Source organism: Pseudoduganella sp. GCM10020061 (assembly GCF_042683405.1).
Lineage (GTDB): Bacteria > Pseudomonadota > Gammaproteobacteria > Burkholderiales > Burkholderiaceae_D > Telluria.
The window spans coordinates 441,486-464,401 of sequence record NZ_JBHUJS010000001.1 but is presented as its reverse complement, the minus strand read 5'-3'; the positions used below and the strand labels follow the sequence as shown (position 1 = coordinate 464,401).

The 22,916-nt window shown below is 67.3% G+C and carries 20 protein-coding genes; 10 read left to right on the top strand and 10 right to left on the bottom strand.

Annotated features, from left to right (window positions below):
• Window positions 1-17: 17 nt before the first annotated feature.
• Window positions 18-1,562: an SEL1-like repeat protein gene (locus tag ACFSQR_RS02060; RefSeq protein WP_377727548.1), complete on the bottom strand. Its 1,545-nt coding sequence runs from the start codon at window positions 1,560-1,562 to the stop codon at window positions 18-20.
• 264 nt (window positions 1,563-1,826) lie between these two features.
• Here ACFSQR_RS02060 and ACFSQR_RS02055 point away from each other — a divergent pair, with 264 nt between their 5' ends.
• Window positions 1,827-2,864, top strand: a complete 1,038-nt coding sequence (locus ACFSQR_RS02055) for a porin (RefSeq protein ID WP_377727547.1) — start codon at window positions 1,827-1,829, stop codon at window positions 2,862-2,864.
• Window positions 2,865-3,049: 185 nt separating this feature from the next.
• Window positions 3,050-4,321, top strand: a complete 1,272-nt coding sequence (locus tag ACFSQR_RS02050; RefSeq protein WP_377727544.1) for a porin — start codon at window positions 3,050-3,052, stop codon at window positions 4,319-4,321.
• 62 nt (window positions 4,322-4,383) lie between these two features.
• Here the strand turns inward: ACFSQR_RS02050 and ACFSQR_RS02045 are convergent, their stop codons facing one another.
• The gene (locus tag ACFSQR_RS02045; RefSeq protein ID WP_377727543.1) at window positions 4,384-4,833 is read right to left on the bottom strand and encodes a hypothetical protein; all 450 of its coding nucleotides are present in this window, start codon (window positions 4,831-4,833) and stop codon (window positions 4,384-4,386) included.
• 262 nt (window positions 4,834-5,095) lie between these two features.
• On the opposite strand from ACFSQR_RS02045, the gene ACFSQR_RS02040 reads away from it, so the two are divergent.
• From ACFSQR_RS02040 to ACFSQR_RS02005, 8 genes are all read left to right on the top strand, one after another.
• A complete protein-coding gene (locus ACFSQR_RS02040) occupies window positions 5,096-5,758 on the top strand; it encodes a DUF484 family protein (RefSeq protein WP_377727541.1) in 663 nt (220 codons plus the stop codon).
• A gap of 10 nt (window positions 5,759-5,768) precedes the next feature.
• Window positions 5,769-6,695, top strand: coding sequence for a tyrosine recombinase XerC (xerC, locus tag ACFSQR_RS02035; protein WP_377727538.1), 927 nt, complete (start codon window positions 5,769-5,771; stop codon window positions 6,693-6,695).
• Window positions 6,696-6,823: 128 nt separating this feature from the next.
• A complete protein-coding gene (locus ACFSQR_RS02030; RefSeq protein WP_377727535.1) occupies window positions 6,824-7,867 on the top strand; it encodes a CobW family GTP-binding protein in 1,044 nt (347 codons plus the stop codon).
• Between the two features lie 91 nt (window positions 7,868-7,958).
• The gene (gene dksA / locus ACFSQR_RS02025) at window positions 7,959-9,005 is read left to right on the top strand and encodes an RNA polymerase-binding protein DksA (protein ID WP_377727533.1); all 1,047 of its coding nucleotides are present in this window, start codon (window positions 7,959-7,961) and stop codon (window positions 9,003-9,005) included.
• Window positions 9,006-9,502: 497 nt separating this feature from the next.
• Window positions 9,503-10,522 carry an STAS domain-containing protein gene (locus ACFSQR_RS02020; protein ID WP_377728292.1) on the top strand — a complete coding sequence of 340 codons (1,020 nt, stop codon included), beginning with the start codon at window positions 9,503-9,505 and terminating at the stop codon, window positions 10,520-10,522.
• A gap of 62 nt (window positions 10,523-10,584) precedes the next feature.
• Complete coding sequence (gene hslV / locus ACFSQR_RS02015; protein ID WP_377727531.1) at window positions 10,585-11,127, top strand: ATP-dependent protease subunit HslV; 543 nt, start codon at window positions 10,585-10,587, stop codon at window positions 11,125-11,127.
• Window positions 11,128-12,468 carry an ATP-dependent protease ATPase subunit HslU gene (hslU, locus tag ACFSQR_RS02010; protein ID WP_377727529.1) on the top strand — a complete coding sequence of 447 codons (1,341 nt, stop codon included), beginning with the start codon at window positions 11,128-11,130 and terminating at the stop codon, window positions 12,466-12,468.
• Between the two features lie 2 nt (window positions 12,469-12,470).
• Window positions 12,471-12,674, top strand: coding sequence for a hypothetical protein (locus tag ACFSQR_RS02005; RefSeq protein WP_377727527.1), 204 nt, complete (start codon window positions 12,471-12,473; stop codon window positions 12,672-12,674).
• A gap of 16 nt (window positions 12,675-12,690) precedes the next feature.
• Here ACFSQR_RS02005 and ACFSQR_RS02000 read toward each other — a convergent pair whose 3' ends face one another.
• From ACFSQR_RS02000 to gspL, 8 genes are read right to left on the bottom strand one after another with little or no spacing between them, the layout of a single operon-like run.
• Window positions 12,691-14,907, bottom strand: coding sequence for a patatin-like phospholipase family protein (locus tag ACFSQR_RS02000; RefSeq protein ID WP_377727525.1), 2,217 nt, complete (start codon window positions 14,905-14,907; stop codon window positions 12,691-12,693).
• A 20-nt stretch (window positions 14,908-14,927) separates the two neighbouring features.
• Window positions 14,928-15,611 (bottom strand): type II secretion system protein N, encoded by a 684-nt coding sequence (locus ACFSQR_RS01995; RefSeq protein WP_377727523.1) that lies wholly within the window; start codon window positions 15,609-15,611, stop codon window positions 14,928-14,930.
• A 12-nt stretch (window positions 15,612-15,623) separates the two neighbouring features.
• Window positions 15,624-16,844: a type II secretion system inner membrane protein GspF gene (gene gspF / locus ACFSQR_RS01990; RefSeq protein WP_377727520.1), complete on the bottom strand. Its 1,221-nt coding sequence runs from the start codon at window positions 16,842-16,844 to the stop codon at window positions 15,624-15,626.
• A 1-nt stretch (window position 16,845) separates the two neighbouring features.
• Window positions 16,846-18,264: a type II secretion system ATPase GspE gene (gspE, locus tag ACFSQR_RS01985; protein WP_377727517.1), complete on the bottom strand. Its 1,419-nt coding sequence runs from the start codon at window positions 18,262-18,264 to the stop codon at window positions 16,846-16,848.
• The gene (gene gspD, locus ACFSQR_RS01980) at window positions 18,261-20,426 is read right to left on the bottom strand and encodes a type II secretion system secretin GspD (RefSeq protein WP_377727514.1); all 2,166 of its coding nucleotides are present in this window, start codon (window positions 20,424-20,426) and stop codon (window positions 18,261-18,263) included. Before gspD ends, gspE begins: the two co-directional genes overlap by 4 nt.
• Entirely contained in the window at window positions 20,423-21,196 is a 774-nt protein-coding gene (gene gspN, locus ACFSQR_RS01975) for a type II secretion system protein N (protein WP_377727512.1), read from the bottom strand. The genes gspD and gspN overlap by 4 nt, the downstream gene beginning before the upstream one ends.
• Window positions 21,193-21,711, bottom strand: coding sequence for a type II secretion system protein GspM (gspM, locus tag ACFSQR_RS01970; protein ID WP_377727509.1), 519 nt, complete (start codon window positions 21,709-21,711; stop codon window positions 21,193-21,195). Before gspM ends, gspN begins: the two co-directional genes overlap by 4 nt.
• On the bottom strand, window positions 21,708-22,907 hold the full coding sequence (gene gspL, locus ACFSQR_RS01965; RefSeq protein WP_377727506.1) for a type II secretion system protein GspL: 1,200 nt from the start codon (window positions 22,905-22,907) through the stop codon (window positions 21,708-21,710). The genes gspM and gspL overlap by 4 nt, the downstream gene beginning before the upstream one ends.
• Window positions 22,908-22,916: the final 9 nt, after the last annotated feature.

The following is a 22,916-nucleotide window of genomic DNA, read 5'->3' as shown; positions in this document are numbered from 1 at the left end:
AGTCCCCGGCTGTGGCTCTACGCGAACTCGCGGTGCGTGGCGGCGTAGTCGGGGACGATGATCGGGCGCGACGGCGCGGGCTGCGCCTGCGAGGCCAGCCAGGTCTTGAGGCGGTACAGGCGCTGGCGGTAGTTGCCCTCGGGGCCGGTATTGGTGCTGTCGATGCCGTCGAACAGGCGCTGCGCATGCGCCAGCACCGTGCGCTGGCGCTCGGTCTGCACCATCACCAGGCGGCGCTTGCCGCGTCCATAGCTGGAACGGATGTCCACCACCAGGCAGTGGCCGTGATTGGCCGAGTTCACGTCCAGCAGCAGCGCCTCGGCGCGCGAGAGCCCGAACGCGCCGGCCAGCGCCAGCCGCGCGGCCAGCAGGGGCTGGCGTTCGGCCAGCCGCTCCAGCTGCTGGGGCGGCGGCAAGTCGGGCGACGCACCCGGGCGCGGCGCAATCTTTTCCATCGCTTCGAGCGCCTGGCGGCAGCCCTGCACCGCCGCCTTCTTCAGCCAGTACAGCGCGCGTACGTCGTTGTCTTCCTTCTCGCGGCGCGCACGCCATGTGGCCAGGCCCAGCTCCAGCTGCGCGTCGCGGTAGCCCATCTCCGCGGCCCGCTCCAGGAAGCGGCCCGCTTCCTGCAGGCTGCGCTGCGAGAACTCGGACTTGATGTAGATGCGCGACAGGGCGTACCAGGCTTCGGCCAGTCCCTGCTCGGCAGCCGCGGTCAGCCAGCGCACGGCCTTGCGGAAGTTGGCCGCGCCCGACGCGGCAGGAAGGCGCTCGCCATCGAGCCGCATGCGCGCGCAATGCAGGCCGACCGCCAGCTGCGCGTGCGGTTCGTTCTCGTTGGCCGCCAGTTCGTAGAAGCGCAGCGCCTCCGCGCTGTCGTAGCGCCCGGCCGCGCCCGATTCGAGCGCGCGGGCGCAGCGCGACAGCAGCAGCACGCTCTGCGGCGACGCCGCGGCCAGGACGGTGCCGCCGCAGTGCGCGCTGGCCGCCAGCTCGCGCGCCAGCGGCAGCGCCTGCGCGATGAAGCTGTCGGTGTCGCCCTCCTCCCAGGCATGGTTGGCCAGCGCATACCTGGCTTCGTGCACCCCGCTCCCGGCGGCGTGCTGCAGCCAGGCGTCCTGCGCGCGCGGCGAGGCGGCATGGCTGGATCCTGCCAGCGTGGACAGCATCCACTGGGCGTCGGGGAAGCCGGCGCGGGCGCCGTCCTCGAGCGCGTGGCGGGCCTTGCGGCGGCGCTCTTCCGGCGCCGCGCCGTCTTTCAGCACCAGCTGTGCGAACACCACGCCGGCGCGCGCCAGGCCGCCCTCCCATGCCCGCTCGAACCAGGGCGCGAGGCGGTCGCCGTGCTGCTGCGCGGTTTCAAACGGCACGTGCGCGCCGATGGCCATCCATGCTTCTTCGCAGCCTTGCCGGGCGGCGCGCTCCAGCCAGTGCAGCGCGGTGGTCGCGCTGCGGGGCAGGCCCGCGCTGCCAAACAGATAGAGCTTGCCAAGCTGCAGCTGCGCGTCCGCCTTGCCGCTGCGGGCCATCCGGATGATGCCGAGTTCTTCGCGATTCGCCATGGAGCCACCTTCTGCGTTTTGATTTTCCCTAGGGCAAGTTGTGAAACCACAACATTTCGCCCCGACTGATTTCTTGTAAGCACAGTCTAGCCCACCGGAAATCATGCAATTTGGCAAACCAACAGTTTATTGAGCCTGCGCAAATCCGATGCGTCTTGGGGCGTGGCAACCTCCGCTTTGTGGCGCGTTGTCCGGCAGAAATCTGATGGAAACGGCGACCCGATGCGCGCTCCTTCAAGGTGGGCTAACCAATAAGGACGGACTATGAAAAAACATCTCCTGGCCCTGGTCATCCTGGGCGCATTCGCCAGCGCGGCGCCAGCGCAAAGCAACGTCACACTCTATGGCACCATCGACGCGGGCCTGATCAAGCGGACCGACCAGCGCGTCGCGGTCGGCAAGCGCGCCAACAACACGCTGGGTTTTCGCGGAACCGAAGACCTGGGCAACGGCCTGAAGGCGCTGGTGCACCTTGAAATCCGTTACGAACCCGACACCGGCACCAACGAGATCGGCGCCAACGGCGCCCAGCGCCCCCTGTTCCAGGGCCAGTCGCGGGTGGGCCTGCAGGGCGCGTTCGGCATGGTGCGGCTGGGCCGCGGCCTGACGGCACTGCAGGAAAGCATCATCAAGTTCGAGCCCTTCCACGGCCTGCCGCACACGGCCGGCTTCTATACCGACCTGGCGATCGCCGGCTACACGTCCGAACCGCTGAACATGGCGGGCAACTCGAAGAACCGCTTCTCCAACGCGCTCTGGTACAACTCGCCGGAGGTGGGCGGCTTCCAGCTGAACGCCACCATTTCAACGCGCGAGGCGAACGGCGGCCCGGCCGTCGTAGGGCGCGGCACGCCTGCCCTGCCGCAATACCCGGCCAATTCGCAGGCCTCGACCAACCCGTATTCGATCAGCGCCACGTTCAAGCGCGGCCCGGCCGCGTTCATGGCGGCAATGGAACGCAATGCCGTGGAGACGGACCTGTGGTCGGTAGCTGCAAGCTGGTATGTGATCCCGTCACTGAACCTGATGGCGTCCTACCAGCGCCAGGATGAAGAACACACCCGCCTGTTCAACCAGGAAACGCGTGCATGGGTGGTCGGCCTGAACTGGACCTTGGGTCCGGGCAAGCTGCTGGCCGGCTTCGGCCGCAAGAAACCGGACGGACTGCCGAGCACCCGGCAGCTGTCGATCGGCTACGAATATTCCCTGTCCAAGCGCACCTACCTGTACGCCGACGCCTCCAACAAGAAGAACCAGACCGACGCCCGCTACTACGCGGTCGGCATCAACCACGCTTTCTGAGGCATCTTTCACCCCATACGCCCTGTGCTGCGCCCGGCAGCACAGGGCGTGTTGTTTTATCGACTCATTTTGAAAATACAACAAGAGCCGCGGGGAAACTTGCTGTACAAGCAAGTTGAAGAATGGCATATTTAATGAATACGGATTAGTACGCGCGTTCGTTTATTGAATTTTTTGGAGACCTAATGAAAGCAAAACTCATCGCTGGCGTGATTGCCGCGGCCTTCGCAGCACCTGTCATGGCACAGTCCAGCGTGCAGATCTACGGTATCGCAGATGCCGGCATCCACAAGTCGACCGGTTCGAAAATCAAGATTGCCTCCGGTATCGCTGACGGCTCGCGCATCGGCTTCAAGGGCACCGAAGACATGGGCGGTGGCTACAAGGCCATCTTCAACCTGGAAGCGCGTGTCGAGCTCGACACCGGTACCCAGCAGCCAACCCTGATGTCCGACAACCCGGGCCTGTACCTGACCAAGGGCATGGGCGCACTGCCGGCACCAATCGTGGCCGGCCTGCGCAACGCCATCCAGCCGTTCGGCGCACCAGCCGTGAACATGGAACGTGCCCTGTTCGACCGTACCGCCTACGTCGGCCTGATCACCCCGGGCGGCGCGATCCTGATGGGTCGTATGTACACCCCTGGCTACGAAGTGTTCGCACTGGCTGACACCTTCGAATCCGGCACCGCCGGCACCTGGGGCAGCATCACCGGCGGCACCGCCGGCTACTCGGCATTCGGCGCGGACATCCGCTCGCAGAAGTCGATCCAGTACCGCATCGCCACCCCGAACGGCTTCAACGCTGCGCTGATGTATGGCGGCAAGGGCTCGGGCTACCTGGGCCGCTACAACAAGTTCGTCGGCCTGAACGCCATCTACAAGGCCAACGGCATCGAGTTCGGCTACGGCTTCAACCGCGGCTACGACCAGAACGACAACAAGTCGCTGACCAGCCACACCCTGGGCGGTTCGTACACCATGGGCGACTGGAAGTTCTTCGCTGGCGCCCTGGACCAGGAAAACCGGAATTCGGTCCTGATGCGCGACTACATCGGCGGCTGGGATACCGTGATCGCTCCGCAAGTTGCCCCACTGGGCGCGGCTACCGCGGCGGCGCTGCGTAACATCTTCGTCACCAACATCGGCCGCAACTCGCAGATCGATGCAACCAGCTACCAGATCGGCGCGCACTACCGCATCGGCGCTGGCCGCATCATGGTGTCGGCAGCGACCCAGAACGACCACACCGCGAACAACAGCGATGCGAAGCAGTTCTCGATCGGCTACGACTACAACCTGTCGAAGCGCACCGACGTGTACGCAGTCACCTCGTTCATCTCGAACCAGAACGACGGCCAGTACGTGCCGGGCACCGCTGGCGCACCTGGCGGCTTCGCCAAGGTTCCTGGCGAGAACACCCGCGCGATCCAGCTGGGCATCCGTCACCGCTTCTGATCCTTCGGGACCGGAACAAGAAAGACGCCTTCGGGCGTCTTTTTTTATCCTGGCATACGCAATCAATCGGTCCACCTGCGCACATGCCGGCGCCGATCGGCTCCAGCCATCCAGGGCACGGTTCCCCGCCAGGTGTCGGCGCGCGTCCATACCTCGCTCGCGCTGCGCCTGATCCAAAGATCCCGCCACGGGTTGCGTACTGTGCCGGTCACCATCAGCACAAAACCGCGCGGTGACACGGGATCGCTGCAATACATGAGCTGGTCACCCTGCACAGCCGCGTAATAGAAGATCCCGCGGTAGCGCATGCGCAGCTCAGTGCCATCAGGAAGGAACAGCTCTTTCCATTGGTAGCCAGCGCCTTTCCTGCGCGGGCTGGACCGCAACCAGTTTTTTAGCGCCAGCGCCACGACGTCATCCGGGGTGCGCTGATCTCCGCTCTTGCGAAGGTGCGCAGCCACGTCCACGAACAGGCCTGTGGGCACCTGCACGGACAATGCCTCCTCTCTCATCGTTTATCCTCCTTTTTACTCGCGTGTCACATTCGTTAGACCAGCGGTTTCACTCTGGAGTTCAACAAAATCGCGAATCCGGCGCGAGGTTAAACGAGCAAATGCCGGGTTAAACGAGGCGTTTACTTACGGGTAACAGGCATGTGCTCCCGCCGCCCTGCACAAGGTGCCACAACTGCATGCGAAGCACGTCTTTTTATTGCCGTCGGGATCACGGCGTCGGTTAGAATTGCTCACCTTGACCCTCCTGTATGCATTCCCGATGATCGACACCCTGGACTCCGCACTCGTCGCCCAATACCTGGCCGACAATCCACAGTTTTTTGAAGAGCACGCCGCCCTGCTGGGCCACGTGAAGCTGTCCAGCCCACTGACCGGGAAGACCATCTCGCTGCAGGAGCGCCAGATGGAAGTCATGCGCGACAAGTACCGCACGCTGGAACTGCACATGTCGGACCTGATCCGCACGGCGCAGGAGAACGCGGCGATCGCCAACCGCTTCCACGCCTGGACCCAGGCGCTGCTGCGCAACCGCGACGCCGCCGCGCTGCCGCAGGTGCTGGTGGACAGCCTGAAATCCTCGTTCAACGTACCGCAGGCCACCCTGCGCCTGTGGAACCTGGCCGGGCAGCACGAGGGCGCCTGGTACACCGAAGGCGTGTCGGAAGATGCGCGCCTGTTCGCCTCCAGCCTGATGGCGCCCTACTGCGGCAGCAACAACGACTTCGAAGCGGTGCGCTGGCTGGACGACGCGGCCAGCGTGCAGTCCACTGTGATCCTGCCGCTGCGCGACGGCGACACCGCCTTCGGCCTGCTGATCCTCGGCTCGCCCGACCCGGAACGCTTCAGCGCCGGCATGGGCACCGACTTCCTGGTCCACATCCGCGACACCGCGAGCGCCGCCCTGGCCGCGCTGCGCGCATAAGCGAACCCCGATGGACGGCGGCGGCAAGGCTGCCTTCGCGCAGCGCTACCTCGAGCACCTGCGCACCCAGCGCAAGCTGTCGCCGCACACGCTGGTCAACTACCGGCGCGACCTGGATGAACTGGCCGCGCTGACCGAAGGCCAGGACTGGACCGACCTCTCCCACGCCGACCTGCGCCGCGCCACCGCGCGCCTGCATTCGCGCGAACTGAATCCCCGCTCGATCGCGCGCAAGCTGTCGGCCTGGCGCGGCTTCTTCGGCTGGCTCTCGCACCAGGTGGCCTTGCCCGCCAACCCGGCAGAGGGCGTGCGCGCGCCGCGCAAGGCGAAGACGCTGCCCAAGGCGCTGTCGGTGGACGATGCGGTGCACCTGGTCGGCTCCCCCAGCCATGCGCATGCAGGGCCCGAACCGGCCGACCTGTGCAACCGCGCGATGTTCGAACTGATGTACTCGAGCGGCCTGCGGGTGTCCGAGCTCACCGGCATGGACGTGCACTACACCAAGGACTGCGCGGGCTGGCTGGAGCGCGACAACGGCGAAGTGGTCGTTACCGGCAAGGGCGGCAAGATGCGCCGGGTGCCGGTCGGCAGCCACGCGCTGGAAGCGCTGGCGGCTTGGCTGGCGGTGCGCGAGACGCCGCGCGACGGCTCGAACGCGCTGTTCGTCACCGCGCGCGGGACCCGCATTTCGCCGCGCGTGGTGCAGCAGCGCCTGAAAGCGCATGCGCTGCGCACCGGCACCGCGGTCAACGTGCACCCGCACGTGCTGCGCCACTCGTTTGCCTCGCACATGCTGCAGTCGTCCGGCGACCTGCGCGCGGTACAGGAGATGCTGGGCCACTCCAGCATCGCGTCCACCCAGGTCTACACCTCGCTCGACTTCCAGCACCTGTCCGAGGTCTACGACAAGGCGCACCCCCGGGCCAAGTCGAAGTAGCCTGCCCCGTCATCCCGGCGAAAGCGGGGATTCCGGCACATGATCTGCATCAAGCAAGCCCACGCGAACCAGTGGCGATTTTCAAAATCCGGCATAATCGGCGGTTAAAAGTTGTATTCGGAAAAACAATGGCACTGACACCCACCACCATCCTCACCGGCTTCCTCGGCGCCGGCAAAACCACGCTGCTCAACCGCATCCTGCAGGAGCAGCACGGCATGCGCATCGCCGTGATCGAGAACGAATTCGGCCAGGAGAACATCGACAACGAGATCCTGGTGCAGGACAGCCAGGAACAGATCGTCGAAATGAACAACGGCTGCATCTGCTGCACCGTGCGCGGCGACCTGATCGAGGCGCTGACCAGCCTGGCCCGCAAGCGCGCCGCCGGCGAGATCGCCTTCGACCGCGTCGTGATCGAAACCACCGGCCTGGCCAATCCCGGCCCCGTGGCCCAGACCTTCTTCGTGGACGAGGAAGTGAACGCCTACTACATGCTGGACGCCGTGGTCACTGTGGTGGACGCGCGCCACGCCATGCAGCAGCTGGACGAACACGAGGAGGCGCAGCGCCAGGTGGGCTTCGCCGACAAGATCCTGCTGTCCAAGACCGACCTGGTGGACGCCGCCCAGCTCGATGCGCTGAAGGCGCGCCTGAAGCGCATCAACCCGCGCGCGCCGCTCACCCATTCCGATTTCGGCAAGGTGGCGATCTCCGAAGTCCTGGACATCAAGGGCTTCAACCTGAACGACAAGCTGGAGCTGGACCCGGACTTCCTGACCGCGGAGGAAGCCTACGGCCACGAGCACGAACACGAGCACGTGCATACGGAGGCATGCGACCACAGCCACGACCATCACCACGGCCACCACAGCGACGACATCGCCGCCTTCGTGTTCAAGAGCACCCGCCCGTTCGACCCGGAACGCCTGGACGAATTCCTCGGCGGCCTGGTCCAGGCTTTCGGTCCGCGCATGCTGCGCTACAAGGGCGTACTCTTGATGCAGGGCGCCGACCGCAAAGTGGTATTCCAGGGTGTGCACCAGATGATGGGCAGCGATATCGGGGCAAAATGGCCGGATGGCGAGGAACGTGGCAGCAAAATGGTCTTTATTGGTAAAAATTTACCGAAAGACGTCTTTATCCGCGGTTTGGAACAATGTTTGGTATAAACTATTCCGGTTTTGCGATGCACGGGGTCTAGGCCGGCGGTATCTGAGGCGGGTCCCGGCGTTGACCAACTGACATATACCGGGATGCCAAATGAAGGAAACCGTGACCAAGACCGCGAAGAAAACCACTGCCGGCGCAGTGGCCGCATCGTCCCGCAAGACGGGTGTGCTGAAAGACGTGAAGGTTGCGGCGAAGGCCGCGCCAGCCAAGGCCAAGGCGGCCGAAGCGAAGCCGAAGACGGCGGCGCGCAGCAGCGCGGCCAAGACCGCGGCGGTCAAGCCGGTCAAGACGACGGCAGTCAAGCCGGCAGCCAAGGCGGCCCCGAAAGCGGCGCCCGTCAAGCCGGCGGCCAAGAAGGCGACGTCCAAGGTAGCGGTCAAGCCCGCAGCAAAACCGGCGGCGAAATCCGCGAAGACGGCTGAGAAGCCGGCCGCCAAGCCGGCGGCCAAAGCAGCACCAGCCGCCAAGGCTGTCAAACCGGCAGGGAAAGCAGCCCCTAAGAAGGCTGTCGCGAACCCCGTGGCACCGGCCCCCAAGGCGCCGGCAGCCCGGAAAACGGCGGCGAAACCGGCCGCGCAAGCAGCCGATCAGAAGGTGCACACCGGACACGAAGCGTCCGGGGTTGTTCCCGAGATAGCTGATAAAATGAAATCCACTGTCGTATCAAAGGTAAGTGAAGTCATGACTACAAAAAAACAATCCGCTGCAGCGGCTGCGAGCGCAGAAGGCAGGCTCCTGACCGAAGACGAAATCCGCGCGATGGATGACAAGGATTATATGAATCCTGCGCAGCTGGCCTTCTTCAAGGCCAAGCTGCAACAGCTCGAGCGCGACCTGCTGAAGAACGCGGACGAGACCACCGAACACCTGCGCGAAACCGTGCTGGTGCCGGACCCGGCCGACCGCGCCACCATCGAGGAAGAACACGCGCTGGAACTGCGCACCCGCGACCGCGAGCGCAAGCTGCTCAAGAAGGTGCAGCAGTCGATCGCGGCCATCGACGCCGGCGACTACGGCTGGTGCGAGGAAACCGGCGAGCCGATCGGCATCCCGCGCCTGATCGCGCGCCCGACCGCGACGCTGTCGCTGGAAGCGCAGCAACGCCGCGAGCTGAAGCAGAAGCTGTACGGCGACTGAGTCTTCCCCGGCACCCACTCCCAACAAAAGCATGCGGCCTCAACCCCGCATGCTTTTTTGTTTCCAGATGCGACAGTGCAACGCAAGGTCTTTCCTATAGGCTACACTTGGTGACTATTTGAGACATTGCGCTACATGCGGCGCAGGCGTGCACGATTTTTTGGCGCGCCGTGCTAATTTTGGCCGGCAACGACAAGGTAACGGACAGCGACGTGGGACTTTTCTCCATCTTTAAGGGAAAAAGCAAGGGCCAGCCGGCAGACCCGGACGGCTTCCCCGACTCGCGCCTGTTGCGCGGGGAGACCACCCGCCTGGGCGACAGCGAGGAAGAGCGCGCGCGCCAGCGCGAGGTGGCGCGCGCCACCGCCCTCAAGATCGACGCCATCGAGCAGGCCATGGCTTCGGACATCTTCGACAACGAGCCGGCCTGGGGCAGCGAGCGCCTGCGCGGCACGCGCCATGCGGCCAGCAACGACGCGGCCAACCCCACCCTGCCGATGGAAGAGCTGGCCACCACCCAGCTGATCGGCGACGACGCCCTGCCCGACACCGCGGTGGAGGCCGAAAGCGCCCCGCTGGCGGAGGAAGTGGCCCTGATCTGGGCCAGCGGCGAAACCGAACTGGCGCGCCATATGCTGCAGGGCGGCCTGGGCGCCGACCGCGCCACCTGGTGGATGCTGTTCGACCTGTACCAGATCGCCGGCGACCAGGCCGCCTTCGACGACCTCGCGATCGACTACGCCAGCCGCTTCGAGACCTCCCCGCCGACCTGGAAGCCGCTGGCCTACGGCGGCAGCGCCGTGGTCGGCGTGACCCCGACCGAAGCCTTTGCCGGCCGCCTCGATGCGGGCGTCGCGCCGCAGGTCGAGCGCCTGCGCGGCCTGAAGGATGCGCGCCTGCGCGTGCGCCTGGAATTCGACCGCGTGACCGACTTCGACGAGGAAGGCTGCGCGCTGGTGCTGGCCGCGCTGCAGTCCCTGCGCGCGCGCCGCGCCGAACTGGTGCTGTCCGGCGCCGCGCACCTGTGCTCCCTGCTGCGCGCCACGCTGGCCGTGGGCCGGCGCGACTCCGGCGAAGCGCCCTGGCTGCTGCTGCTTGAGCTGCAGCTGCTGTCCGGCAGCGAAAAAGCCTTCGAAGAAACGGCGATGGACTACTGCGTCACCTTCGAGGTCTCGCCGCCCTCCTTCGAGAAGCCGGCCGGCGTCGAAACCGCACCCGCTTCCCCCGCGCGCGCCGCCACCGGCGACCGCTTCCTGCTGCCGGCCACCATCGGCGGCGATCCGCACGAGCTGCTCGACCAGGTCGACCTGTACATTTCCCAGTACGACCCGGCCGTGCTGGACTGCTCGCACCTGGTGCGGGTCGACTACGCCGCGGCCGGCGCGCTGCTGAACCGCATGCGCCCGCTGGCCGGGGAACGCCGCATCGAACTGCGCGACATGAACCACCTGGTCGCCGCATTATTCAGGCTGGTCGGCTACGCCGACATCGTCCGGATGTTTCCCCACAAATACTGAAGTATCTTGCAATTCTGGTTTCCGGCCCCACTTTCTGAGGCATCGAATACTTTGAGGCAGATATGGAGCAATTTCACGGCACCACCATCCTGTGCGTACGGCGCGGCAGGAACGTCGCGCTGGGCGGAGACGGCCAGGTAACCCTGGGCAACGTGGTCATGAAGGGTTCGGCGCGCAAGGTGCGCAAGCTCTTCAACGGCAAGGTCCTGTGCGGCTTTGCCGGCGGCACCGCCGACGCCTTCACCCTGCTCGACCGCTTCGAGGCCAAGCTGGAAAAACACCAGGGCAACCTGCTGCGCGCCTCGGTCGAACTGGCCAAGGACTGGCGCACCGACCGCGTGCTGCGCCGGCTGGAAGCGATGCTGCTGGTGGCCGACCACGAATCGACCCTGATCATCACCGGCAACGGCGACGTGCTGGAGCCGGAAGACGCGATCGGCGCGATCGGCTCGGGCGGCAGCTATGCGCTGTCGGCCGCCAAGGCCCTGCAGGAGCACACCGACATGCCGCCGGCGGAAGTGGTCAAGAAGGCCCTCACCATCGCCGGCCAGCTCTGCATCTACACCAATCTGTCCCACACCATCGAAACCCTGGGCGAAGAATAAATGAACATGACACCGCTGGAGATCGTCTCCGAACTGGATAAACACGTCGTCGGCCAGGGCAAGGCCAAGCGCGCGGTCGCGATCGCGCTGCGCAACCGCTGGCGCCGCCAGCAGGTCGCCGAGCCGCTGCGCCACGAGATCACGCCCAAGAACATCCTGATGATCGGCCCGACCGGCGTCGGCAAGACCGAGATCGCGCGCCGCCTGGCCAAGCTGGCCGACGCGCCGTTCATCAAGGTCGAGGCGACCAAGTTCACCGAAGTGGGCTATGTCGGGCGCGACGTCGACACCATCATCCGCGACCTGATCGACATCGGCGTCAAGCAGACCCGCCTGGCCGAGATGGCCAAGGTGCGCAAGCGCGCCGAGGACGCGGCCGAGGAGCGCATCCTCGACATCCTGATCCCGCCGGCGCGCGACTTCGGCTTCAAGGTCACCGAATCGGACTCGCAGCAGCACGAAGGCGATGCCACCCGCCAGACCTTCCGCAAGCGCCTGCGCGAAGGCGCGCTGAACGAGCGCGAGATCGAGATCGACATCGCCGAGGCCGGCCCGCAGATGGAAATCATGGCGCCGCCGGGCATGGAAGAGATGACCGAGCAGATCAAGTCTATGTTCTCGGGCGTGGGCGGCGGGCGCAAGAAGGCGCGCAAGGTCAAGATCAGCGAGGCGATGAAGCTGCTGACCGACGAGGAAGCGGCCAAGCTGGTCAACGAGGACGAGCTGAAACAGAAGGCGATTGTCAACGTCGAGCAGAACGGCATCGTGTTCCTGGACGAGGTGGACAAGATCGCGTCGCGCTCGGAAGTGGGCGGCGCGGACGTGTCGCGCGCAGGCGTGCAGCGCGACCTGCTGCCGCTGGTCGAGGGCACGACGGTGAACACCAAGTACGGCATGATCCGCACGGACCACATCCTGTTCATCGCTTCGGGCGCCTTCCACCTGGCCAAGCCGTCGGACCTGATTCCCGAGCTGCAGGGCCGCTTCCCGATCCGCGTGGAACTCGAATCGCTGTCGATCGCCGACTTCGAGCGCATCCTGACCAGCACCGACGCCTGCCTCACCAAGCAGTACGAGGCGCTGCTCGCGACCGAGAACGTGACCGTGGACTTTACGCCGGAAGGCATCACGCGCCTGGCCGAGATCGCGTTCTCGGTCAACGAGCGCACCGAGAACATTGGCGCGCGCCGGCTGTACACGGTGATGGAAAAGCTGCTGGAAGAAGTGTCGTTCAGCGCCAGCGAGAGCGGCGGCCAGACGGTGCGGATCGATGCGCCCTACGTCAACGAGCGGCTGGACAAGCTGTCGGTCAACGAAGACCTGTCGCGCTACGTGCTCTGACCATGGCGAACAAGGCGCTTGCGACCCGGCAGAAGATGCGGCTCAAGGTGGAGCCGTCGCAGGCGTACGGCAAGCCGCGCAATCCGGTCGCGGTCGCCGCCAAGCAGCGTTCGGCCGGCTCGCACGAGCGCAGCAAATCGGCCGAACGCCAGCTCCTCAAGCGCCTGCTCGCCAAAGCTCCCCTGAAACCCGAGGACAGCGAATAGAGGGGACTGTCCCTGGCTACCAGATCGGCCCGAGGAACAGGTACAGGGTCGCATCCCCTCCCCTGGTCGCCCCGGCCGCGAAATACGCCGGCCCGAACCGCGTATCCACCGAGAGGAAGGCGCTGCCCGCCTGCTTGAACCTGCGCTTCTGCTCCGGATCGGCGTGATCGTAACCGCCCCCGACTTCCAGCGAGAACCCGCCGCGCACCGCGCCGCCGAGCGTGAAAGGCAATGAGGCGAATTTGCGCGCCATGACCAGCCGCGCCAGCGCGGTGCTGCGCGCTTCCACCGATCCCACCGGCGTGCCGGAGAGCCGCATGAAGCCGCCCAGCATGCGCGGGGCCGTGCCTTCCTGCGCGCGCGCCCACTCGCCATACACATGGCCGGCCCATTTATCGAGCTGGAAGGCCGACAGCGCCACCACTTCCGACTGCGCCAGGCCATCCGTGCCTTCCGACGAGCGCGAGCGCTCCAGCTGGGCATCGATCAGCGTCCCGCGGGTCGGGAAGCCGGGCGCATCCAGCGTATCGAGCCGGTAGCGCACGAACTGCGTGGTGTCGTAAATGCGCAGGGTCTCGAACGACGGATCCTCCGGGATCGCCGGCCGCACGTCGGCCGAGTAGCGCGCCACGCCCAGCTGCACGTCGCCCCAGTCGCCCAGCCCGCGGCCCAGCACCATGTTCACGGAGCGCACGTTGTAGTCGACCCGGCTGATGCGCCGCCCTTCATTGAACACGTCGCCCCAGGCCGAGGCGGTACTCAGCGACGACGCCGCGTACCACTGCGATCCCGGCGCCAGCGGCTGCCACCACTGCATGCCGAACTCGCGGTGCGTGCCGATGCGCGCCACCGTGCGCAGTTCCGCGCCCAGCGGATTGAGGTTCGACTTCACGTGCATCAGCTTGATCGCGTAGGTGTTGTCGTCGTCGAAGTCGCTGGCCAGCTCCAGGCCGACGCGCACGCGGTTGCTGGCCCACGGCGCTTCGGTGGTGCGCACCACCACGCTGCGCTCCTGCCCTTTGTCGGTCACCTCGGTTTCGACCCGCGCCAGGTCGCCGCGGCCGTACAGCGTGCGCGCGGCCTGCCGCACGTCTTCGCGCGTGACCGGTTCGCCTTCCTTCAGGCCGGTCTGCACCGCCAGCGCCTTGGGGTTGATCGAGCCGGAGGCATGCACCTCCAGCTTCGCCAGGCGCAGCGCCGAGTCGCCCTGGACCGGCGTGGAGACCCGGCGCTGTTCCAGCGCTGCGTATTCGTCGGCGCTGATCGCCAGCGGCGCGAGGCGCGCCGCCAGCGCACGGGTAGCTTCCTCGCCGGCGCGGATGGCGCGCTCGTAGCGGGCAAAGTCGAGGAAGGTGACGCCATCAAGGTCGGGCGAGACCAGGATGTCGTGCGGCTTCAGTTCCTGCAGCGAACGCTGGACGTTCTGCTCGGTGAGGATGTTGATCATCTGCTGCGCCACGCCCACCGCGCTGGTCAGCTCCTTCTCGGGCGCCAGCGGCGTGCCCACGTTCACGGCGATCACCACGTCCGCGCCCATCGCACGCGCCAGGTCGACCGGCAGGTTGCGCACCAGGCCGCCGTCCACCACCAGGCGCTGGTTGATGCGGATCGGCGCGAACACGCCCGGCACCGCCAGCGAGGCGCGCATGGTCATGAACAGGGGCGTGTCGACCAGGTCGACCAGCTCGCCGGTGACCAGATCCGATGCCACCGAACGGAACGGCAGCGGCAGCCGGCTCACCGGGGTGTTGCGGGTCCCTGCCGGCAGCAGCTTGTCCAGCGCGGCCTCCAGCGCCGCATTGCCTGCGGCGGCGGGCGGCAGGGAGGCACCCTTGCTGCTGACGCCGAACTCGATCCGGGACGGCAGCAGCAGGTCTTCCTCGCGGCGCCGGAACGCCAGGTCGTCGCGCGCGGGACGGTCGGCGACTACGCGGTCCCAGTCGGTGTTGCGGGCGGTCGCTTCCAGCTCCTGCAGGGTGGCGCCGGCTGCATACGCGCCGCCCACCACGCTGCCCATACTGGTGCCGACCACGTAGTCGACCGGCACCCGCATCTCCTGCAGCACGCGCAGCACGCCGATGTGGGCAAAGCCGCGCGCACCGCCGCCGGACAGGACCAGCGCGACGCGCGGCCGCTTGACGGCCGGGGCTGCGGCCGGGGCCTGCGCCGCAGCGGGGTGGGGAATCAAGATGGCGAAGGCGCACAGGGCCATCGCTGCACGGGTGAACGACATCCTGCCTCCTGCGGCTGCGGTTATCGGGTGGGGACGGTGGTGGGCTGCACCGGCGGCGGCATGCGCACCGGCGGCGGCTGCTGTTCCTGCTGCGGCACGAACGCCGGCGGCGGCACATAGGGCTGTGCCGGCTGGCCCTGCGGCGGCGCCAGCGGACCCGGCGCGTTGGTCACGGTGCCCGTCACCTCGACGTAGGCCTGCTGCGCAGGAGGTGCGGGCGGCGGCGTGGCCGCCTGGACGGCAGGCTGCGGCGCCGTCCCGGCCTGGACCGGGGCGGACGACGCAACCGGCGCGGCCATGTCCGGCGCCGGGCGCGCTTCCTGGACCAGGTCGATGCGCTTGGCCACGCCGCCCTCGGACAGCATGACGTAGCGCGGATGCACTTCCTGCACCACGACGCCAGGCACGATCTCGCGGCCGATGAGCACCGCCTTGGCAGGGTTGCCGTCGGCGACGATGATCGCCACGCTCTCGCGTCCGGCCGCCACCACGCCGGTCAGCTGGTAGTTGCTGGCGACCGCCGCCACCTGCGCGCCGCCGAACAGGCCGATGGCGCTGGCGACCGACGGCGCGGGGCGCTCGGCCGGCGGCGGCGCCGCGATCGGACGCTGCTCCGGCTTGTACAGCTGCAGGGCCCAGTAGGCGCACGACGCGGACAGTGCGGCCACGGCAAGCACGTTCAGAATAAGGGGCAGGCGCTTCATTGTTCTCCTTCGTTAGCGCACCAGCTGGTTAATCTCGATGATCGGCATCAGCACGGCGAGCACGATCAGCAGCACCACCAGGCCCATGGCCAGGATCAGTACCGGCTCCAGCAGGCCGGCGATGGTCAGGGTGCGGCGTTCCAGGTCCGCCTGCTGCGCGTTGGCGGCCCGCTCCAGCATCTGCGGCAGTTCGCCGGTGATCTCGCCGGCGCGGATCATGTGGATCAGCATGGGCGGGAACAGCTTTTGGGCGGACAGCGAGCGCGCCAGGCTGGCGCCTTCGCGCACGCCGGCGCTGGCGTCTTCCACCAGGTCCTTCATCGCCACGTTCGACAGCGTGTCGCGGCTGGTTTCCAGCGCGCGCAGGATCGGCACGCCAGAGCCGGTGGTGATCGCCAGCGTGCTGGCGAAGCGCGCCGTGTTGAGGCTGCGCTCGAACTTGCCGTAGATGGGCGCGGTCAGCAGCCAGGTATGCCAGCGGTGCTTGAGCACCGGATTGCGCAGCGCGCGCCGCCACAGCATGAACGCGCCGGCCAGCAGCAGCGCCACATAGATGCCGTAGGCGCGCACGAAATCGGAAATCCCCAGCATCACCACCGTCAGGAACGGCAGCTTCTGCTTGGTGTTGGCAAACACCGAGACGATCTGCGGCACCACGTAGGTGAGCAGGAAGATCACGATCGAGAACGCCACCACGGTCACGATGGCCGGATAGGTAAACGCCAGGCGCACCTTCTGCACCAGCGCGTTGCGGCGCTCGATGTAGTCGGCCAGGCGCGACAGCACCCGCGACAGCTGGCCGATCTGTTCGCCGGAGGCGACCAGCGCGCGGTAGATCTCGGCAAAGTCGCGCGGGTGGCGCGACAGCGCGTCGGAGAACGAGGCGCCGCCCATCACTTCGGAGCGGATCGATGCGACCAGGTCGCGCACATAGGTGCGCTCGGCCTGTTCCAGCAGGGCCGTGAATGCCTGTTCAAGCGGCAGGCCCGCTTCCAGCAGGCTGGCCAGCTGGCGCGTGAACAGCGCCAGCTCGACCTGCGACAGCTTCTCGCCGAATGCCCTGCCTTTGGCCGCGCCGGTTTCATCCACCTGCGCGGCGATGGCCTCGACGCTGATCGGCGTCAGTCCCTGCGCGCGCAGGTCGGTGCGCGCGGCGCGCGGGCTGTCCGCGTTGACCACGCCCTTGCGGGTGGCGCCGCTGTCGTCGGCCGCTTCGTAACGGAATGCCGCCATCCTAGTCCTTCGTCACGCGCAGCAGTTCGGCCTGGGTGGTCACGCCTTCGCGCAGCCAGCGCTCGCCGTCTTCGCGCATGGTCTTCATGCCGGCCTGCTGCGCCGCTTCGCGCACTTCCGCTTCCGACGCGCGGTTGTGGATCTGCGCGCGGATCGATTCGTTCGTCTCCAGCAGTTCGTACACGCCGACGCGGCCCTGGTAGCCGGTAAAGCCGCACTTGTCGCAGCCCACCGCGCGCCATTCGGCGCCGTGCTGGGTCTTGCAGGCCGGGCACAGCTTGCGCACCAGGCGCTGCGCCAGCACGCCCAGCAGCGAGGACGACAGCAGGAACGGCTCGATGCCCATGTCCAGCAAACGCGTCACCGCGGCCGGCGCATCGTTGGTGTGCAGCGTGGCCAGCACCAGGTGGCCGGTCAGCGAGGCCTGCACCGCGATCTGCGCGGTTTCCAGGTCGCGGATCTCGCCGATCATGATCACGTCCGGGTCCTGGCGCAGGATCGCGCGCAGCGCCTTGGCGAAGGTCATGTCGATGCGCGCGTTGACCTGGGTCTGGCCGACGCCGGCCAGGTCGTACTCGATCGGGTCCTCCACCGTCATGATGTTGGTGGTGGCCGCGTTCAGGCGCGACAGCGCTGCGTACAGCGTCGTCGTTTTACCCGAACCAGTCGGTCCGGTAACCAGCACGATGCCGTGCGGCTGGTTGATCAGGCCGTCGAAGTGCGGCAGCATGTCGGCGCTCATGCCCAGGTGCTGCAGGTCGAGCCGGCCCGCTTCCTTGTCCAGCAGGCGCAGCACGGCGCGTTCGCCGTGGCCGGTCGGCAGGGTCGAGACGCGCACGTCCACCGGTTTGCCGCCGATGCGCAGCGTGATGCGTCCGTCCTGCGGCAGGCGCTTTTCGGCAATGTCGAGCTGCGACATGATCTTGATACGCGAGATCAGCGAGGCATGGATCGCCTTGCGCGGCCGCACGATGTCGCGCAGCGCGCCGTCGATGCGGAAGCGCACCACCGAGGTCTGCTCGAACGGCTCGATGTGGATGTCCGATGCGCCTTCGCGCAGCGCCTGCGTCAGCAGCGCGTTGATCATGCGGATCACCGGCGCGTCGTCGCTCGATTCCAGCAGGTCCTCGATCGCCGGCACGTCCTGCAGCAGGCGGGTCAGGTCGAGTTCCTGCTCGAACTCGTCGGCCACCTGCGAGGCGTTGCCGCCCGCGCCGGCGTAGGCGCGCGCGATCGCTTCCTCGAGGTCGGCGCGCTCCATCGGCTTGAGGTGGACACGGCCGAAGCGGCGGCTGACCTCCGCGATCGCGGCCGGGCTGGTCGCGCGCGACACCCACACCTCGACCGGCTGGCCTTCCGCCTCCACATGGGCGAGCACCGCGTTGTCGCGTGCGAACGCGAACGGAAGCAGCGTATTCATTTCTTCACTGGCCGGGCTGGCGGTGCGGGAGGCATCGGCGCCATCGCGCCGCCCGCCGGCGGCTGGCCATTGACCAGGGGCGGCAGCACCGGCGCGCCCAGGTTCTCCAGCAGGATGGTGTCGTCGGCCGGCTTGGCCTTCTCGCCGGTGGCGCGCATGTACTCGTAGCGGTCGGTCGACAGCGTGTTGCTCTGCTCCTTGGTGCGCACGATGACCGGGCGCAGGAACACCATCAGGTTGGTCTTGCGGCGCTGGCGCGTCTCGTACTTGAACAGGTTGCCGATCACGGGGATGTTGCCCAGGCCGCGCACCTTCTCCTCGTTGTCGCCTTCGCGGTCCTCGATCAGGCCGCCCAGCACGATGATCTGGCCGTCGTCGGCGATCACGTTGTTCTCGATCACGCGAATGTTGGTGGTCACGCCGGCCGGTGCGTTCACGCTGGCCGGGTCCACGCTCGAGGTCTCGTGGTAGATCGCCATGTTGATGGTGCCGCCTTCCGAAATCTGCGGGCGGATCTTCATCATCAGGCCCACGTCCTTGCGGTCGATGGTCTGGAACGGATTGGTGTTGTCGCCGCCGGTGGTGGTGAACTGGCCGCTGATGATCGGGACGTTCTGGCCGACCTTGATGGTGGCCAGCTCGTTGTCCAGCGTGAGCATGTTCGGCGTGGACAGGATGTTGGCGTTGCCGTCGGTCTCCAGCGCATGCGCCAGCGCGCCCAGTCCCAGCTCGCCGTTGATCTGCTTGAAGATGCCGATCGACAGGCCCGGACCCGGCACCTTCTTGGTGATCATCTCGACCAGGCCGTTGCCGGCGCTGGCGTTGAACACCTGCGCGCCGCCGACGCGGTACTTGCTTTCACTGTCGCCCGACAGTCCCAGCCACTGGATGCCGAATTCCGACGCCTTGGCCGAGCTCACCTCCACCACCAGCGATTCGATGTAGACCTGCGCTCGGCGCACGTCGAGCATGTCGATCACGCCGCGCAGGTTGCGGTACACCGCGTCGCTGGCCGTGATGATCAGGGTATTGGTCGAGGCGTCCGCCTGGATGAAACCGGCCGCCGACGAGCCGGCCGACATCGCGCCCTGCTGCGCCTGCTGTGCGAGGCGAATGCCGCCCTGCTGGTTGCCCGGCGCCTGCACGGTGCCGAAGCCGGCGTTGCCGACGCTCTGCGTACCCGACCCCACCGAGCCGCCCGCGGTGCCGGTTTCCGGCGCCGGGATCGCGCTCGGATCGCCCGACACCACCGCGCGCAGGGTCTGCGCCAGCTTGGTGGCGTCCGCATTCTTGAGGTAGACCACGTGCACGTTGCCCGCCTGCGAAGTCGGCTGGTCCAGCTTGGCCACCAGCGAGCGCGCCAGGTTGGCGCGTGCCGGCGACGGCGCGCGCAGCAGCAGCGAGTTGGTGCGCGGATCGGCCATCACGCTGACGCGGCCGGAGTCGCCCGTCTGCGAGGCAGGCTCCATCAGCTTGTTGATCATCGGCGCGAGGTCGCTGGCGATCGCGTGGCGCAGGTTGATCACGTCCACGTCGGCCGCCACCGGCGCGTCGAGCGCGGCGATGATCTTGGTCAGGCGCTGCAGGTTGTCGGCGTAGTCGGTGATCACCAGGCTGTTGTTGCCCGGGTTCGCGCTGACCGTATTGTTGGGCGAGATCAGGGGACGCAGCACGCCCGCCAGGTTCACCGCCGACTCATACTGCAGGTGGTAGATGCGCGTGGCGATCTGGTCGCCCTGCGTGCTGGACCGGCCCATGCCGACCTGGGTCGGCGAGCTCTGGATCTTGGCGTCCGTCTCCGGCACGACCTTGGCAAAGCCGTCGCCCATCACCACCGAGTAGTTCTGCAGGCGCAGCGCGGAGCTAAGCAGCGCGAATGCCTGCGACTTGCTGACCGATTTTTCGGACACCAGCGTGATCGTGCCCTTGACGCGCGGATCGATGATGAAGGTGATGCCGGTGTAGTGGCCGACCGCCTTGATCACGGACTCGATGTCGGCGCCCACGAAGTTGAGCGCGGCCGACGACGACGATTGTCCCGCCTGGGCATAGGCCGGCAGCGCGGGCGCGGCGCCCAGCGCCACGGCGCAGCACATCATCAGCGCGGCAGGGAGGCGGCGCAGGGCCGGGGAAGTGTGAAGCCTTGGCTCTTTAGTCATCATTTGAACTCTAACGCGATAATTTTCTTGTCGCCCACCTGGCGACGTTGGCCCAGCAAATTCAACAGGTTGCCCATCGTATCCTCATACCCGTGGCCGGCGCTGGCCTGGCCGGAGAAACGCAGGCGCCCGTTCTCGAGCGCGCCGGTCCCTTCCAGCACCAGTGCGCCGCTCACGGTCGACAGCAGCAGCTGCGCATTGGCGCCCTGCCAGTCCATCGCCAGGCGGTAGGAACCCAGCGGGCGGATCGGCGACAGGCGCGAACTCATGTCCTGCATCTCGAGCGTGGTGCGGCCGGTGACCGCCACCGTCTTGTCCTGGCGCGCCAGGTCGAGCGAAGTCCACGACATCTGCATCACGCCCGACGGCGCGATCGTGTTCAGCGGCGCGCCCAGCCCTGCCAGCGCTTCGGCCGGCAGCTTGAGCGCACCGGCGCTGACCTGCCACGCCGACCACGATCCGGTAATCGTCACGGGCTGCACCAGCGCATCCGGATTCTGCAATGTCATGTTCACGCGGCCCAGCAGCGCCAGCGGCGACAGGGTCCACTCGAAGCGGCCCGGCAGCAGCGGCGTGACGGCGCCGGACGGGCCGGGAGCGCCGCCCAGGAAGGCGGAGCCGTTCCACAGCGTGCCCTGCGCGTCGCCCAGGGTCAGGCGCCCGCCGGTCTGCTTCTCGACCAGGCTGCCCAGCCAGCTCGCGGGCAGCGACACGAGCAGCGTCACCGCGACCGCCAGCAAGGCCGCGCCGCCCCACAGGAGGACGCGCTTCATTGGCCGCCCCCGCCGTTCTGGCGCAGCGTCAGCGTGCCGCCCACCATGCCTTCGGCGCCCTGCGCCGACAGGTCCATGTCCTGCACCAGGATGCGGCTCTCGCTGCGCTGCGCGTCAAGCCAGCTGACGAGGTTGGCGAACGCGACTTCCTTCACCTGGATCTTGGCGAATTCACCGGTCATCGTGATCGACTCGGCCTTGATCGAGCGCGCGGCCAGGCTCGCCGTCAGGCTCTCCTGCGTCATCGGCGCGACCTGCGGCATGCCTGCACCCTTGAGCGCCTGCGCCTCGGCCGCCATGGCCTGCAATTGCGCGGCCTGCTGGCGCAGCTCGGGCAGGGCCTTCTTCAGGTTGGCGCGGCCTTCCACCGCCGGCTCCACGAACAGCGAGTACACCAGCGCCAGCGCAACCACGCTGCCGCCCACCGCCAGGTACCTGCGCTCCTGCGCGGTGCGCGCATTCCAGTACACCAGCACGCCTTCCTTCAGCTGGTTGTAGACGTTCTCGCCCTTCATCGCGTGCCTCCATCGCTGCGCAGCTGCCAGGTGTTCGGCGCCGTCTCTTCCAGTGTCACGCCCTGCGTGGACAAGGCATCCTTCAGGCGCGTCGCGGTCGCGGCATCGGTGGTGGACGGGTCGGCTTTCACCACCAGCGCGCCGTCGCGGTACTGCATATTGGCGACCACGGGGCGGCGGCCCAGCGCGCCGCCAGCCTCGCCCAGCGCGCCGGCCAGGTAGATGAATTCGCTGCGCCCGACTTCGCCCGTGCTGGCCTTGGCCGCTTCCAGGTTCTTGCGCATCTGCGCGACCGGGTCGAGGATGGTCTCGTTCGGATAGGCGGCCTTGAAGGTTTGCGTCATCGACTGCTGCACGGCGGCGGCTTCGCGCTTCATGCGCAGCCATTCGACGTTCAGGCCGAACAGGTTGACCACCACCGCCGCGACCGCGAGGCGCACCGGCCAGCGCCAGCGCTTCCAGTCGCGCGGCTGCGCGCCTGCGCTGCCCAGCGCCGGCACCAGGTCGAGCGTGGTCGTCTTCGATCCGTTGATCAGGTGTTCCCAGCGCTCTTCCTCCAGCCGTACCCCGTCCGCGGCCGCACGCAGCTCGTCCAGGATGGCGGCCGGCGCGTACACCGTCAGCGGCGCCTCGCCGGCGAACGTGCGCGCGGCGAGCAAGGATTCCGCGGGGCTGTCCGCCAGCGCGATGCCGAAGCCTTCGTACAGGCCGGTGCGCAGCGCCAGCTCGTCCGGGCCGATGTGAGCGCTTGCTTCGCCCGGCTGGAGCGGCAGGCAGAGCTGGGTCGGCACGGCAGCGATGCTGCGCGCGCCCAGCGCCAGCAGCGCCTTGACGACCGCTTCCAGCCACGCGCGCTGCGTGACCGCGATCGAGCGCATCCCATCGGGCGATGCGGCCGGCGCGGCGACCAGCGCGCAGTCGAGCGGATCGGCCAGGATGTGGTCTTCCACGAGTCCGGGCAGCGCCGCTTTCAGCTTGGCGGCCGGCAGCGGCGGCACCTTCAGGTGCAGCATGGTGACGGTCGACGCGGGGAGCAGCAGCACCACCTTGCGGGCGGCGGCGATCAGTTCTTCCAGTCCCTTGAGCGCACCGGCGCCCTGCTGCAGGATGGCGCCGTTATCGCCGACCAGTGCAAAGCCGCATGCGGCGGCCTCGCCCTCGAGCCGTGCCGGATACCGGATATATAGTGTCGTCAAATCGTTTGC

What these genes read in the sequence shown, in the direction of transcription:
- ACFSQR_RS01995 (WP_377727523.1), bottom strand. Translation starts at nt 15,611, where the DNA reads ATGAAGCGCCTGCCCCTTATTCTGAACGTGCTTGCCGTGGCCGCACTG.
- gspM (WP_377727509.1), bottom strand. Translation starts at nt 21,711, where the DNA reads ATGAAGGGCGAGAACGTCTACAACCAGCTGAAGGAAGGCGTGCTGGTG.
- ACFSQR_RS02000 (WP_377727525.1), bottom strand. Translation starts at nt 14,907, where the DNA reads ATGTCGTTCACCCGTGCAGCGATGGCCCTGTGCGCCTTCGCCATCTTG.
- ACFSQR_RS02040 (WP_377727541.1), top strand. Translation starts at nt 5,096, where the DNA reads ATGATCGACACCCTGGACTCCGCACTCGTCGCCCAATACCTGGCCGAC.
- gspD (WP_377727514.1), bottom strand. Translation starts at nt 20,426, where the DNA reads ATGATGACTAAAGAGCCAAGGCTTCACACTTCCCCGGCCCTGCGCCGC.
- ACFSQR_RS02045 (WP_377727543.1), bottom strand. Translation starts at nt 4,833, where the DNA reads ATGAGAGAGGAGGCATTGTCCGTGCAGGTGCCCACAGGCCTGTTCGTG.
- gspF (WP_377727520.1), bottom strand. Translation starts at nt 16,844, where the DNA reads ATGGCGGCATTCCGTTACGAAGCGGCCGACGACAGCGGCGCCACCCGC.
- dksA (WP_377727533.1), top strand. Translation starts at nt 7,959, where the DNA reads ATGAAGGAAACCGTGACCAAGACCGCGAAGAAAACCACTGCCGGCGCA.
- hslU (WP_377727529.1), top strand. Translation starts at nt 11,128, where the DNA reads ATGAACATGACACCGCTGGAGATCGTCTCCGAACTGGATAAACACGTC.
- ACFSQR_RS02060 (WP_377727548.1), bottom strand. Translation starts at nt 1,562, where the DNA reads ATGGCGAATCGCGAAGAACTCGGCATCATCCGGATGGCCCGCAGCGGC.
- ACFSQR_RS02030 (WP_377727535.1), top strand. Translation starts at nt 6,824, where the DNA reads ATGGCACTGACACCCACCACCATCCTCACCGGCTTCCTCGGCGCCGGC.
- gspE (WP_377727517.1), bottom strand. Translation starts at nt 18,264, where the DNA reads ATGAATACGCTGCTTCCGTTCGCGTTCGCACGCGACAACGCGGTGCTC.
- ACFSQR_RS02020 (WP_377728292.1), top strand. Translation starts at nt 9,503, where the DNA reads ATGGAAGAGCTGGCCACCACCCAGCTGATCGGCGACGACGCCCTGCCC.
- hslV (WP_377727531.1), top strand. Translation starts at nt 10,585, where the DNA reads ATGGAGCAATTTCACGGCACCACCATCCTGTGCGTACGGCGCGGCAGG.
- ACFSQR_RS02005 (WP_377727527.1), top strand. Translation starts at nt 12,471, where the DNA reads ATGGCGAACAAGGCGCTTGCGACCCGGCAGAAGATGCGGCTCAAGGTG.
- ACFSQR_RS02055 (WP_377727547.1), top strand. Translation starts at nt 1,827, where the DNA reads ATGAAAAAACATCTCCTGGCCCTGGTCATCCTGGGCGCATTCGCCAGC.
- ACFSQR_RS02050 (WP_377727544.1), top strand. Translation starts at nt 3,050, where the DNA reads ATGAAAGCAAAACTCATCGCTGGCGTGATTGCCGCGGCCTTCGCAGCA.
- gspN (WP_377727512.1), bottom strand. Translation starts at nt 21,196, where the DNA reads ATGAAGCGCGTCCTCCTGTGGGGCGGCGCGGCCTTGCTGGCGGTCGCG.
- xerC (WP_377727538.1), top strand. Translation starts at nt 5,769, where the DNA reads ATGGACGGCGGCGGCAAGGCTGCCTTCGCGCAGCGCTACCTCGAGCAC.